A 13,638-nucleotide genomic window follows, 5' to 3' on the forward strand; every position below is an offset into this window, starting at 1 on the left:
AGAAATGAAAAATGAAGAGGACTTTAAAATAGATAGCGATGTAGGTAAGCTGAGGTTAGCTGGTAGAGATATTTATCAATATAATGGGAAAGAGAAAATATATAGTAATTCAAATGAAAAGACAAATCAGAGGGAATTAGAGAAAAATTTTAATGCTGAGCTTATAGCTGATGATGATAACCATCCAACATCAGGGTTTGGAGCATATGCCTTACGAAGTAAAGATACGGATGAGATTTTCATAGTATACGTTGGAACTCAACCGAATCAGGTAGGCGATTTAGCAACCGATGGAGCAATTGGGCTACATAATTTAACTAATTCACCTATATTGGGGTCATTAGCGGAATTTCAGTATAGTCAAGCAGAAAAATTTTATGAAAAAGTCAAGGCGGAGAATAAAGGAAAGAAGATAACTTTACTAGGGCACTCCTTAGGTGGCGGAGCAGCGAATACAGTTGCATTAAGACATCAAGAAGATAATATAAACGTATTAGCTTTAAATCCTGCGCCTGTTCTAAATAAAGATGTGGTTAAGTACGGATACGGGACCAATATGAAAAATTGCCGCAGTCTTATAAATGAATATGATCCTTTGTATGGCGCCATTAAGGCCGCAGATTTTGTAATACCTGGACAGGTTTATAAAATGGAAAATGGGGAAGGGCATTCTTTTTTATATGATCCAAAATTTTATTCTAGGAATGGGAATGTAGCAATAGATAAATTGAAAAAGGTTAGCGAAACAGGATTTGATTGGAAATTTGGTTTTTTAGAAATATCAGAATCTGCTGGGGACCTATATAAAGGAATCACTGGAAAAAAAACATTAAGTACAACAGAAGAAGTTGTAGTGGATTTAGTGGTAAATGGAACTCCAGTCAGTGCAATTCTAGTTGCAATAACAGTAGTGGGAGATACTAGTGCTCTAGCAACAAAAATAGCAAGTATAGGTGTAGAAACAGGAAAAAAAGCTTTGAAATTTAGTAAGGAAGTTATACAAGAAGTTAGAAATCAGGTGAATGCGGCTGTGGATTGGATAGAGAATAAATTAGCAAAATGTAAGGAAAAGGTACTTGAAGTGTTAGAATCAGTATTTAACGCAGCTGTAGATTTTTTAGTAGGATGCATCATTCTTTATTTATCCCGTGATGAAATTATAGCAATTGCAAAAGAAGTAGCATCTTCTCTTGTTCAAGATATTTTAGATGTATTTAAAGGTGACTTTGAAATTGATACAAATATTGCTTCAATTGCTGGAGATTATGTAAGAAGCCATCGCCAATCATTATTAAACTATTTTATGAATGATGGTAGTAGAGGGTTAAATCGTTCATTATTAGTAGAGATTTCCAGAGATGTGAACGAACTTTCAAATGATTTAAAAGAGTTAAGTCAAGATGTAACAGATGCGGTAATTTCTATGATAGCAAAAGATGAAGAGTTAGCTTCAGTTTCTTATTATTGATAAATGTTAAGGAAGGGGGTATGAGGATGGATTTACATATGATAATGTCGAGGGTTCATAGTACATTTCCGGACAGTGGTGGGCGAGATCAAATTATTAACGTTGTTATGCAACTTGAAAAAGCAGCTGTATCTTTGACAGGAGATATTAGAAGATTAGAAAGTAGTATTGATAATAGTTTGCAAGGTAAAACACGTGATGCTTTTATTGATCGTATCCGCCAATTAGAAAAAAGGCGACAAAAAATAGAAGAGAAAATTATCGTGTTAAAAGGATCGGTGAATTAATATGAAAGATTATATGGAGAAAGTTTTGCCTTTAGGAAGTGTAGTGAGGTTGAGTACTGAGGAAGAAAAAGATGTAGAGTATGTAATTACTACAAGAGGAATACTTCTCGATGAAGACACTTTCTATGATTATGGTGGGGTATTACACCCAGTAGGTTTGACGGCAGAGACATATAAATTATTCAATGACTTTGATATTTTAGAAGTGAAATTTGAAGGGTATAAAAATTCTATTGAAGGAAAATTTGCTCATAATTTTAAAATATGGCGAAATGAATTTGTAAAAACGATAAAGAACAAGGCTGAAAATAATAAGTAACAATTATTAATAAAACAAGGGCTATAATATATTTAGAAATAAATAGACTTTCCTCTTCCAATATGGAAAGAGGAAAGTCTATTTTTGATTGAATAAGAATCTAAATATCTAGTATTACGTGGGAACAACATGAAAAAGAACGTCAAGAATTTATAGCGAATAGAAAAAGAATAAAATAAAAGTTGAAATAACATTTGTAAATAATAGTCATAGACTGTTTTTTATGGTGGAAATCTATTTGTGAAGAAATAAATCATTTTATCCTATACGATGAAAATGGGATATTTCGGTATTTTTATAGTTAGGAAAAAGTTATTCTAAAAGGAGTATGTTGGGTGAATCATAGACGTAAGAAAAATAAACCGAAACAAATAAGAAAAGAATCTGTTCAGATAAAACCGATAGTAGAAGAAAAACCACTAAAGAAGAGTAGCAACAAGTTAGTTGATATTCTCCTAGGTATTCTTCTTTTCCCAATTTTTATATGGGCTGTCTTGGAAGGTTCTACAACACAAGTAAGCAAAGGGAAGACTTTCCTTATTATCGTTTTCTTTATCTTAATTGCAATAAGGTTATCTATGATAGGAAACAAATAAGGGGGAGTTCAGATGTTTAAGAAGAAGGAGAAAAAAAACATTTACGTTAGACTGGTAAACACACAAGGGGAAATCATTCGAGAGTTTAATTGTACAGAAAAAGACTTGCGAAAAGTAAAAGAAAATGGTGCTGAAATTCGTTTGGTTGGAGACAACTCATATGAGATGGTAGCAACCGATGAACAACTAGAAAAACTAGCAAGAGCTGAAGCAGAAATCGAAGAGGAAATTAAGGCATGGGAAGACGCTTTAAATGAGAGTTTGGAGGAACGCGAAGAAAGAGAAGCGAGACAGAAGGAATTGAAAGAAAAGAATAAATGGAGTACAAAGAAGAAAGTAATCGTATTTGGACTGATATTCTTTGTATTTATTGGATTACCTATTATCGAAGGGTATCAGAATAGTAAACTAGTTAAAGAAGGTACATCATTACATGCAGAAATTGTAGGTAGGCATGTAGAGAAGGAATTCATGTTTACACACCCCACATTAGTAGTTGAGGTAGATGGTAAAAAGCATAATGTATGGGTAAGTGAAGAGACATATAACGGAGCAGAGTGGTTAGGTAGACTAAAAGTCATCAAAACAAAAGATGGTAAAGTTGAGAAAGATCCTAGATATGAGGGCGAAGACTTAATCACGAGTTATTAAGTAGTATGTTTTTAATATTCGCTTCTCAAATTAAACCACATTATTATTTGCAAAAGTCGAATCCATTAAAATAAAAAACAAATTTAAAATAACTGTAATAACCTGCTAGCATATTGTTGATTGGAGGTTATCACCTTTCTGAAGATAAAATTAAAGAGCTTTATTATCTCGATACAATTGTGCTGACAGTAACGTTTTTACTAAGTGAGTGGAGTTTCAGGGAGTATGAGGGATATGCTTAAGTAAAAGAGAGAAGAATATTTAGAGCTTTTGAGGAGAAAGAAGGCTATTTGAACTATCAAAAGCATTCTGATTATGTACGGTAATTAATGTAGAGATAATATTATCCGAATATAGTTACACAAAGATGAATGTACTTAAAAAGTTAGGAATGTAATGGGATTTTATTGAATGAAAATTATTTAAACTGTATAGAGGTGAAAAGTCAGGATGTGGAATATAAAAGAAGAAGATTTAGATGAATTTAGGATGACATGTAAAGATCGTTTAAGTCCAGAAGGTGCTACAGGATTTATGTTTGGAGGAATACTTTATAGTTCAATAGCCGTTTTTTCTATTATTGTATCAGGTGGTTGGGAGTACTGTATGGTTCTCCTTAACATAGGAATTGTTAAGCTAGAGGTGTTGGCATATGCTCTGCAAGTAATTTTTTTCGTGCTATATTTATTTCCAAAAGCACAATTTAAATTTCAAAAGTTACAAACACTTGTCGTATTATTATATGCATTTCAAATGGCTACTATATTACTTACAGTTTTAGTTGTTTCTGAAATAGCTAATAATTCAATGGATCGTATTACGTTGAATTATGTATGTTTGCTATATTTAGGAGCGGTAATTTTCCATATTGTAACAACAATAGATACATTTAAATTGGCAAGTGAAGGTGCGTTTAGTATGGATGAAAGATCCGTGTCCTTTTTTAGTAAAACAAAAGGAACAATGATGAAAGTTGCTTCAATATACGCATTAATCCTTCTTATTTTGATTTATTTTCATAATGATTATGCATTTGATACTTTTATTGGATATGTAATAGGAACTGTTTTAATGGTGAAAAAAGTAGTGGTTTAAAGGAGAGTATTTTAACTACTAAAAGAAATTTTAATTATGTAATGTGATTAAAAGATTATCTAGTTGAAAATGTAGAGAGTAGTGTGATGATGAAATGAAAAAAAAGTGTTTAAAATGATTACTATCATAATAGTAATCAGCCTACTACAAGCATGTAGTTTTTTTGAAAAAAAGATAGAGTATGAGCCATTTGTCAAAGCTTTGGATGAAGGTGACATGAAAAAGGTTATGTCCGCTAGTGATGATGGATATGCGTATGTGAAACAAAGAGGTATATATAGTACATATGAGCAAAAGGAAGATGGAGAGCACAGTAAAACAATTTATCAAACTTCGAAAGGTATATATAATACGAAAGATAAAAGTTTATATGGAAATACAACACAAGAAATTACCTCGAAAGTAGATAATAAAAATTATAGAGAAGAAGTTAATTATAGTACAAATATTAGTTATGAGAATGGACAGGTACAAAGTACGGATTCAAGTCTGGATGTTTCATACGTGAACTTAATTGTAGATCGTTTAAAAGGGATAGGGAAACTAAAGATGAAGCCAGGAGGTGATATAAAAAAGTTTGGTCAGCCTAGTACTGTTGGATATAAATTAACTGAATCAGAGTTTCAAAGTATTATTAATGATAAGTTAAAAATACAATATGATGAATATGGTGGTGGATCGATCGCACTGCATATTGAGTTTACAAAGGGTTCAGAGCAGATATTGGAAGTAAGTATTGTAATGAATTATAAAAAGAGAAATGAAGAAGGAAAGTTAGTAGAACACATATCACAAATACATACATCTTTTGATAGTCACCAAGGTAATAACCAAGATGCGAAACAGGAATATATTGATTTTAAAGCACAGTATAATAAGAAGTAGTAATATTAAGAAAGGAATTTGCACGTAAAGATAATAGCGACATAAGTGTGGTGACTGTCTCATAAATATTTTTATTTGTAGTGGAAAGAATTTTAGAATAAACGCTCCAATTGCTGGAGTAGATTCAACAATTGGGCGTTTATCTGTCTAAATTTAGCTTGAATACATGACATGTTTTAGATAGGGGCATGGCTTTACAAGTAGTTTCTCCATCTTCATAATAACGGTGTGAAATTTTTTGTAATTTGCTTTTATTGCTAAGTGACAACTATTTCTGTATATAGAGTAGCCCTTATTATCGATACATCGTCCACATCCCGATGTCTTTAAACCCTAGTCGTTTATAAATTCGTCCAGCAGCTGGATTGTTATAAAATAAACAAAGTGTTCGGTCTTCTTTCGTAAAGTCCTGAATCATTTTTTGTAATATGAGTGAAGCGTAGCCATTTCCGCGATAATTCGGGTGTGTACATACGCCAACTACCATAGCGGATAATGAATTTTCAGCGGAAGTTGAGGCGGATGTTAAGCCTGATGAGGTGTTATCTATGAGTGACCACTCTTTTAGTTATTCGTTTAGGAAAATTATAGAGGTTACAGACTTGTGAGTCAATAACTATTCAGTTGGAACTTGTGAGATAGTATTCGACAAAAGTAGGAGACTAAAATAGGTGCCGTCTCAGGTGGTATTGATAGGGGGGGGATTGGGAATAAATAGAATAACTATTTATGAAAACTAAGAGGAGGAATATAAAATGTTTAAGTGGTTTAAGAGGTTTGTGAAGTGGGTTAACGGGCCCGTTAATCTAGATCAGGCTGCTATTGAGTTTTATATCGGTGACGATAGAGTCGTTCTCATAGGTGCTGATGCGATGAACTTTGTAGCTAACTTTAATAAGAAATACAAAACTCTATATGTTGAAAATAAATTAACTGGAATGAATATACGATTTAGGGTATTTCATGTGGGTACCTACAAGAGAACAACTTATAAAGCAAGTACTGGGGAGGTAGGAAACTAATGGATATTATGGAGATAGTAATGAACAAGTGGTTTGCTGGCTCGGTCGCCTTGTTAGTTGTAGCTTATAGGGAGTTGGTTCTTCCCGTGGAGCGATGTACCTAAAAAGAAGTGAGCGAGGTGCAATCTCTAACCAATTAAAGTAACTGTCAGATGATACTAAATAGCAAAACCTCCCCCTCGATGCGATGCTTGTGAGCATATACACAAACAGAGCTATGGCGGTGAACTATCTCCCGAAAGTGTCCGAACTCTAGAGGGCGAAAGTCACTACCTCGAAAGTAACCCCTCCCGAAAGTGAGTGCATACAATCATGCATACTCCTGAGTCATAACCCTATGAGTACGGCATTCCTTGTGTATATCTATACAGGGCTTACCCACAGTTACCATGCAGATAATTATGCAGGCTATACCATAGTAGGTACACTGAGAGCAGGTGGCTCTAGGACTGTAGCTTATTTGTCTGTCTCTATGACTACTACCCATAAGATGTATTATGTTAACAAGCACCACACTACCCTATGCCTACTCGTTGCACACAGTAGAGATCGCCTACTCGTGCGCTGTGTTGTCTTGCCTATCATGTAACGCTCCTGTGTGTACCTGTGAGGATGACAACACTTGGGTGATACTAACATTACCTCTACACTTATGACTCGTTATGGTGGCTCCCGAGCGGTCTGATGGCATTCTCGTTAGTTTTTCGTGAGCTGGCTGGCTCAAGGGTACCCATATTTTCCTGACAGGGGGGCAGGTAGGCACGCACGCATCGTGTGTTACACAGTAGAAAATATACTAATCAGCGCCCTCCTAGTTATTCCTAATAGTCTCCATATCACTCAGGTGAACTCGTTCGACACACCTTCGGAGTACGATCTCCCAAGACGCTCCCTCATCAGGTCTGATAAAATTTAAAATATTTCTTCCTATTAGCGCCACCTATTGAGTTACACCCATAAGTCACTAACATGTAGAAAACTAGGAGTCAGCCTACTCATGGGTAACCTTGTAGTTCATCTTTAAAGACCTTCCATCTCTAGTATTTAATTATTCAAATGCCTAGTAGTGCTGGCGCAATTTAGCAACAATCTACATAGATGTACACTTATAGTCGCTAACATGTAGGAAACTAGGAGTCGGCTACTTCGGGGTTTACTCAGGGACTATGCTCAACATAGGTCGTCCTCATAAGGTATTTAAATATATTAATATATGAGATGGTAACTCCTAGAGTCGGCAACCTACTTGTATACACCTGTTAGTTTTGCTACCTCGTATCAACTATGTTGTCATTTTATTTCAATCCCTAGTTAACTTGTTAGATGAGACTAACCAGTATCATGACGGTATTGCCTCCTAAGTTACCTAATAGTCTTCCTTAAGTGTAGATATCTTGGAGTGAAATACATGAGGTTTACCTAAAATAGTCACACTTTTGTTACTAAACTAATGAGCTTAACTTTAGAGATACATCTGAATAGTTAACCAAGAGTGTCTATCTCGTAAAGAAAATAAACAAATACCTTACGAGATAGCAACTCTATAGCTAACTATCAAGTTTATAACCTAGCTGATTCATCAGCAGATACAATCCTGATAGAAAAGCTATAGAGATACCTCCTCATATAGATTCTAATGTATTTAAATATTTTAAAAACAATAACTCCTAGAGCTGGCATCTGAATAGTTACCGAATAGATTACCATCTCAGGTATTTTATATATTGGAATGAGAAGGGACAAACTCTAGGGAATGTACTAATGGATGGTACACAGAGGAGGGAAACTGTTTTGTACACAGATACAGAAAAACGAACTGATAAAATTGATCGTATCCCTTGGGGGAGTAAGGCTGATGGCAAATCAATTGAGGAAATCTCATACACTAAAAAGGGCTGATTGAGGAAATCTCATACACCAAAATGAGGACGACTGCTGTCTTGTCGAAAACCAAAAGTTTAATAAATAAAGAATTTATACATATATCTTGTGTCTTATTTTGAAACGTAATACAATATATAGAGATGGTGAGGTTAACTTATTATTATATTACATGGTTAACTGTCTTGTCAATAAAAAACACCGGAGGGAGAAACGAATGAGTACACCACTAACGATTGACGAACTAAGAGGAATGTCTGTAAAGGAAGCGATATTACTAGGAGCTGACGTTATTTCACCCGCTCAGAAGGAAGCACGAAAAGGAAAACCTAAGGATAATTACAAGGAAGGCAACCGCCAGTTCACTATGGTGAGAGAGGAGATAAAAGAAGTGAATGAATACTTGTCATTAGAAAACTCAGGAGTGATGATGTTCCTATTAGGGTTTGCCAAGCTGGGTGAGAACGGATCTTTATATTACCGTGAGGAAGGTAAAGAATCTGAGTTGCTTTCAGCTAGCAAACTAGCAGATCTACTAGGGAAGACACCTAGAGCAACAAACATTATCCTAGCAGAGCTGGAAAAGTTAAGTCTTATCGTTAGAACTAAGAAAGGTCGCAACACAACCATCTCACTAGGAGAACAGTTCTTCAATGTAGGCAGCTACGAGGGTAAAGACTTGTTTACAAAGGTATACAAAGGTAAGTTACTCGAGGTAGCCAAAAAGATTTCCTTCTCGGAGTTAGGACTCTTCTTCAAACTACTTGGTCACTTCCATTACGATCTACACGTACTAGTGGACAACCCTCATGAGGTGAAAGTATCAGAGTTAAATATATGGAGTCGGAAACATGTTGCTCCCTCGGTTGGTTGCTCGGCTGATTTCGCTAAGAGAGCTATCCTTAAGTTAATCAGAGCAGGCTTACTCATGGAGATTAGTTCCGCTAAGAAATTGATTATCTTGAATCCCCTACTTGTAAGTAAGAAACTGAGAACGCCAAACATAAAGGAGCTTGCTGAAGCTATCGAGTTGGCAAGCTTCACACGTGAAAATTTCAAAAAGTGACAATACCTCGTAATGCCTCGAAAGTAACACCCCTAACCTATAACCCCAAGGAGGAAACCCAATGAACATTTACTCAAGAGAAACAATCCTAGAAGTACTAGCTGAATTGAAATACTACGGTAAAAATATAACCGAGGCAGGACTAATGAGAGACCGTCCTCGTTTGTATAACGCCATTAGATGCTATTTTGAAAGCCTAGAAGATGCGATCTCCAAGGTTACACCTATACCGGTACAGACTTACAGATGGACTATTAAGGAGGAATGCTAATGAGCAGAATCAAATGGAGTAAGGAATTAATTCTTAAGAAGATACAGGAGTTAGAAACTCAAGGAGTTAACTTTGGAGGTGGATCTATACAGAAAACTAATCGTTCTCTGTATAGTGCTGGCTGTAGACTCTTTGGCAACTGGTCTAGTGCTTGCGAGGAAGCAGGTGTATTAGTGCCAGCTAACCCTAAAGTAACTACGGCAGAAGTACTCAAAGTGTTTGAACCACCTCAGGAGGAACGAGTGAGTCAGCCTGGTAAAGTATATGAAGATTTTAGAATAATAACTCCAAAGTACGAAGAACACACGAGAAAGCTAACGTGGAAACTAATAGGAACAATCGGATTAGCATCAGATCCATTTAGTTTCATCCCTGAGAAGACAGGAGTTAACGTGAAAGTCTTCAATGATTGGCTAAGAGGAAACGAAACAATGGGGTACGATGATATGATCACAATAGGTAAATACCTGAGAGAGCTGGCTCAATAGGAGTTGGTTCTCTTTTTGGTATACACTTGTATATACAAGTCACACAACTGCTACTATATATATGTAGGAAGTTAATTAGCTAGGTTGCTACTTTATATATGAAGCAATTAATTAGGTATTCTCATGAGGTAGCTGATTCGTGGTTTCTGAGGGGTCTCCTGTTTCGGCTATCTCATGAGGATTCCTTCCCTCCTTCCATGTGTGATTTCGTTGTTCATTCTAGCTGACTCTTGCGGAACGGAAAACCCTTGAGTCGGCACCCCTTAGTTACATTGCCTGTAGGGTGTCATTCTCTCTCGAGTATCACCACCACTGATTGCTAAGGAGCTGGCAAACTACAGGGAGTGTAACTCCAAATAATTTCTTGATTGTAACACCCTGATAGCTGCGATCTATCAGGGTGTTGCTCTAAGATTAAATCTGACATGTATATGACCCTCCTGAGGGGTTACATACGAACCTGTATATCCTCCTGAGATATATAGCTTCTTCTGTACAAGCTAGTTGGGGAACTAGTGAGGCAGACAGTGAGGGTTATTCTATTCAGTGGGGACTGAGTAGGGTAATCCTATTTTTTTTAAGTACACTAACTTGCATTGCCATATAGCGTTAACTATTACGAATAGAAGAGGGGGAAACAAGTATGATTAGCAAACAAGAATTAAACGATGAGTTGCGGACTCAGTGGAAAGCTCAACAGGAGCACTACGGAACACCTATTGTGTTCTTTGCTAATAAGATTGGCTTTAGTAAGACGACTGTTAGGAGATGGATTGAAGGATCGTTCGACTTCTCAATGGGTTCGGCTCAAGTGGTACAAGCTTATTTAAATCAATAACGAGAACGCTGACTCCTAAGGTGCTGAAGCCCTAGAGGTGGAGCCTCAGGAGTTATCTTACTCACTATACATATTCAAACAAGTTTTCCATAACGATTCTAGGAGGTAGGACAATGAAGAAATCAGCCAAGTTAGATGCAAGCCAACAAGAAATCGTCCTCAAGTTAAGTCATGTGAGAGACATGTTTGCTCACAGAGTGGCCATGAAAGACAACCTCATGTTAGGAAACCATATGCCAAAGCTAAAGAGATTAGCTAAGGAAAAGGGAGTACTTGGTGAGGACGGTCAAATTCCTGTCGAGTATGCACAAGCGTATTGCGATGAGGTCGCTAAAGTGTCCGCTAAAGTGGATAAGGACTTCGAGGAGTTCAAGAAAGCATTCGATAAATATTTTGGAGAGTAATTGTTCTCTATCAATACAGAACATTGAGGTCGCCTAACTAGGTGGCTTATTTGTCGTTCTCGGGGTGGTACTCTCCCAGCTTCTCAGCTAAAGAAGACAAATATACATAGCACCCTAAGAGGTAGCTACAGGAGGAATATACTATATGGCAGATTTAACTTTAGGACAACACCCTTTACTAAAGAAAGCATTCTTGGATGCACGATTCAAACATCTAACAGAGAAACGCTTCATTGCGGACTCTCTATTTATGAAAGTGAGTGCAGATGCTTTAGTGGTTAAATACTTCAAGGACGCTGACGTAGACTCACAAGGACGTTACAACTATGAAGAAGTACCTGAGGTAGGCGAAGGATCTAGCTACAAGCGTATCGGCTTATCAGAAGTAGCTAAGATTGAGATGATCCGTAAGTACGGCTTAGAGGCAGCTGTCTCTTATGAAATGCAAAAGTGGGGACAAACAGGCGTATTCGAACGAATCTTCCTTAAATTGTCTAACTCAGTAGTGGCTATGGTTAACACTATGGCTTACGACAAGATTCACTCTGAGCCTAACATTGGAGGACGCACAAAGACGGGTGCAGCAGGAGACGAAACTTGGGATAATGCCACTCTAGGTGCTGACAAAATGATTAGCGATATCATTGACGCTAAGGCTTCAGCTAAGAAGTTTGGCTACTCTCTTGATACGATGGTTATCTCTACAGAGACGGAAGCACTGTTCTTGAAGAATAAAGGTATTCGTGATGCTCTACGTGAGAACAACACAGATATCGCTTTACTAAACGGCTACATTGGTAACTTCTTAGGGTTGGACGTTATCGTTGATGAGAACTATAGTGATGACCAAGTGTTAATGTTACAACGTGGAATCCTTGGAGACATCGCCGATGCGGAGCCATTGAAGTCTCATACGTATAACCAAGAGGAAGACTCTACTACGATCTTACGTGTGAGCCGTTTCACTACAGCTTACGTAACAGATCCGAAAGCAGTTTACTTACTTAAGAATATCAAAGCTTAATAGCTTAACACTGGGGGTCGGCTATTGGCTGGCTCCCTATTTTTATTTACCAGGAGGCAGGACAACCATGATAGAAAAATTCAATGAAGGCTCAATCACTGGGGGAGACTTACTCAAAGATGCTGTACTATTTTTGGAGGGAACTCACCGAGGTAAACCATATACAAAGCAAGACTTACATACCCTTGCTAACTCGTTTAACAAGGCTGACAATGTACCAGTCCAGTTAGACCACAGTGAGAGCGCAAAGGACACTGTAGGCTTCTTAGAGAGCGTATCTGTACAGGGTGGCCAACTCTTAGGTAAGCTACGTATCATTGACGAGAAGGTAAAGGAACGAGTAGACAAGGGACTTATGAAGAAGGTCTCCGTGTCATTCTACACAGACACTACCGGTAAGCCTACACGTTTACGTGAAGTTAGCCTAGTAGCTTTCCCACAAGTCAAGGGAGCGGAACTGTTTAACGAATCACTAAGCGAGGACGAACAATTCTATAGAAACTATGTAGCTGGTCTAGGGATTGGCTCAAGAGGGAGGAAACTATAATGGATAAAGGAATGAAAGGACAGCCTATGGAGTGGAAAGACGAGGAAGCAAAGAAGCGTTCTCTAGCAAACTTACAGCCTAATGCGGCTATGAAGCACGGACTACGTAGCCAGAACTTTGAGGCTACATTAACAGAAGTAGAGCTTCAGCAGATTGCTAAGACAGAGAGCGACATCTTAGCACAGCTAGGAGATTCAGCGACCTCTACAGACAAGATCAATGCAGAGAGATACGCTATTGCGCTCATCAAGGTACAACGAGCTGACCAAATTGAGAACGTATCTATCAAGTATAAAGACTTCACAAAGGAGCTTCTTGAGATTGAGAAACAGTTATGCCTAGACAGACGTTACCGATTGAGTAAGTCTAACACTGAGAATCCTTCTAATACTGATTGGATGCTTAGCTTGTTTGATGGTGCTAACGAAAAACTATAGGAGGCAGTCTCGTATGGATAAACTACATGTATTGTATACTGTGAAAGTTAAGTTTAAGGGAGAAGAAGCTGGGGAGAAAGTCCTGAAAAGGAAGCACCTCTCTAAGTGCGCTAAGGGGAAAGTATCTGACCAGCTCCAGTTTGTCTATGACTTCTATAGCCAACTATATAATACGAATTACACTGAGATGGTAGGACTAGACATGAAGTTTATCTCAGTAGCTGAATACGATGAATTATACCAAGAGGTATACGAGTGAGGAATGAATGCCGATGAGGAAGGAAGACACGGAGTTTAAACTTAGAGTGATGATTCTGCTATGGGTTGTACTATACGGAGCATTCGCTATGTTAGTACTC

Annotated in this window: 15 protein-coding genes and 2 pseudogenes; 16 read left to right on the forward strand and 1 reads right to left on the reverse strand. The window is 37.3% G+C overall.

All coding sequences use genetic code 11. The annotated features are described in order from the left end of the window. Positions 1 to 4: 4 nt before the first annotated feature. From BTOYO_RS23405 to BTOYO_RS23435, 7 genes and pseudogenes are all read left to right on the forward strand, one after another. Positions 5 to 1,468 (forward strand): alpha/beta hydrolase family protein, encoded by a 1,464-nt coding sequence (locus BTOYO_RS23405; RefSeq protein WP_033657371.1) that lies wholly within the window; start codon positions 5 to 7, stop codon positions 1,466 to 1,468. Positions 1,469 to 1,494: 26 nt separating this feature from the next. Next, positions 1,495 to 1,755 carry a hypothetical protein gene (locus tag BTOYO_RS23410; protein ID WP_000363091.1) on the forward strand — a complete coding sequence of 87 codons (261 nt, stop codon included), beginning with the start codon at positions 1,495 to 1,497 and terminating at the stop codon, positions 1,753 to 1,755. A gap of 1 nt (position 1,756) precedes the next feature. Further along, a complete protein-coding gene (locus tag BTOYO_RS23415; protein ID WP_000656387.1) occupies positions 1,757 to 2,074 on the forward strand; it encodes a DUF4176 domain-containing protein in 318 nt (105 codons plus the stop codon). A gap of 335 nt (positions 2,075 to 2,409) precedes the next feature. Beyond that, positions 2,410 to 2,670 carry a hypothetical protein gene (locus tag BTOYO_RS23420; protein ID WP_001016555.1) on the forward strand — a complete coding sequence of 87 codons (261 nt, stop codon included), beginning with the start codon at positions 2,410 to 2,412 and terminating at the stop codon, positions 2,668 to 2,670. 12 nt (positions 2,671 to 2,682) lie between these two features. Beyond that, positions 2,683 to 3,321, forward strand: a complete 639-nt coding sequence (locus BTOYO_RS23425) for a hypothetical protein (protein ID WP_016513922.1) — start codon at positions 2,683 to 2,685, stop codon at positions 3,319 to 3,321. Between the two features lie 450 nt (positions 3,322 to 3,771). Next, a pseudogene (locus tag BTOYO_RS23430) lies at positions 3,772 to 4,395 on the forward strand (hypothetical protein); the annotation flags it as partial. Positions 4,396 to 4,530: 135 nt separating this feature from the next. Next, positions 4,531 to 5,301, forward strand: a complete 771-nt coding sequence (locus tag BTOYO_RS23435) for a DUF3952 domain-containing protein (protein WP_000628358.1) — start codon at positions 4,531 to 4,533, stop codon at positions 5,299 to 5,301. A 295-nt stretch (positions 5,302 to 5,596) separates the two neighbouring features. Here the strand turns inward: BTOYO_RS23435 and BTOYO_RS27025 are convergent. Continuing rightward, positions 5,597 to 5,830: pseudogene (locus BTOYO_RS27025) on the reverse strand (GNAT family N-acetyltransferase); the annotation flags it as partial. A 226-nt stretch (positions 5,831 to 6,056) separates the two neighbouring features. Here BTOYO_RS27025 and BTOYO_RS23440 point away from each other — a divergent pair. The 9 genes from BTOYO_RS23440 to BTOYO_RS23485 all read left to right on the forward strand — a co-directional run bounded on the left by BTOYO_RS23440 (position 6,057) and on the right by BTOYO_RS23485 (position 13,538). After that, a complete protein-coding gene (locus BTOYO_RS23440) occupies positions 6,057 to 6,323 on the forward strand; it encodes a hypothetical protein (RefSeq protein WP_000477564.1) in 267 nt (88 codons plus the stop codon). 2,098 nt (positions 6,324 to 8,421) lie between these two features. Further along, positions 8,422 to 9,270 (forward strand): hypothetical protein, encoded by an 849-nt coding sequence (locus tag BTOYO_RS23445; RefSeq protein ID WP_000106778.1) that lies wholly within the window; start codon positions 8,422 to 8,424, stop codon positions 9,268 to 9,270. Between the two features lie 270 nt (positions 9,271 to 9,540). Beyond that, positions 9,541 to 10,029 carry a hypothetical protein gene (locus BTOYO_RS23455; protein WP_000086793.1) on the forward strand — a complete coding sequence of 163 codons (489 nt, stop codon included), beginning with the start codon at positions 9,541 to 9,543 and terminating at the stop codon, positions 10,027 to 10,029. Positions 10,030 to 10,672: 643 nt separating this feature from the next. After that, positions 10,673 to 10,867, forward strand: a complete 195-nt coding sequence (locus BTOYO_RS23460; RefSeq protein WP_000624046.1) for a hypothetical protein — start codon at positions 10,673 to 10,675, stop codon at positions 10,865 to 10,867. Positions 10,868 to 10,980: 113 nt separating this feature from the next. After that, positions 10,981 to 11,271 carry a hypothetical protein gene (locus BTOYO_RS23465; protein WP_000747851.1) on the forward strand — a complete coding sequence of 97 codons (291 nt, stop codon included), beginning with the start codon at positions 10,981 to 10,983 and terminating at the stop codon, positions 11,269 to 11,271. A gap of 145 nt (positions 11,272 to 11,416) precedes the next feature. Next, on the forward strand, positions 11,417 to 12,295 hold the full coding sequence (locus BTOYO_RS23470) for a phage major capsid protein (protein WP_000774584.1): 879 nt from the start codon (positions 11,417 to 11,419) through the stop codon (positions 12,293 to 12,295). A gap of 67 nt (positions 12,296 to 12,362) precedes the next feature. Further along, the gene (locus BTOYO_RS23475) at positions 12,363 to 12,842 is read left to right on the forward strand and encodes a hypothetical protein (protein WP_002038564.1); all 480 of its coding nucleotides are present in this window, start codon (positions 12,363 to 12,365) and stop codon (positions 12,840 to 12,842) included. Further along, complete coding sequence (locus BTOYO_RS23480) at positions 12,842 to 13,279, forward strand: hypothetical protein (RefSeq protein WP_000357501.1); 438 nt, start codon at positions 12,842 to 12,844, stop codon at positions 13,277 to 13,279. The genes BTOYO_RS23475 and BTOYO_RS23480 overlap by 1 nt, the downstream gene beginning before the upstream one ends. Before the next feature lie 13 nt (positions 13,280 to 13,292). After that, entirely contained in the window at positions 13,293 to 13,538 is a 246-nt protein-coding gene (locus tag BTOYO_RS23485) for a hypothetical protein (RefSeq protein ID WP_000359324.1), read from the forward strand. Positions 13,539 to 13,638 lie beyond the last annotated feature (100 nt).

The organism is Bacillus toyonensis BCT-7112 (assembly GCF_000496285.1).
Lineage (GTDB): Bacteria > Bacillota > Bacilli > Bacillales > Bacillaceae_G > Bacillus_A > Bacillus_A toyonensis.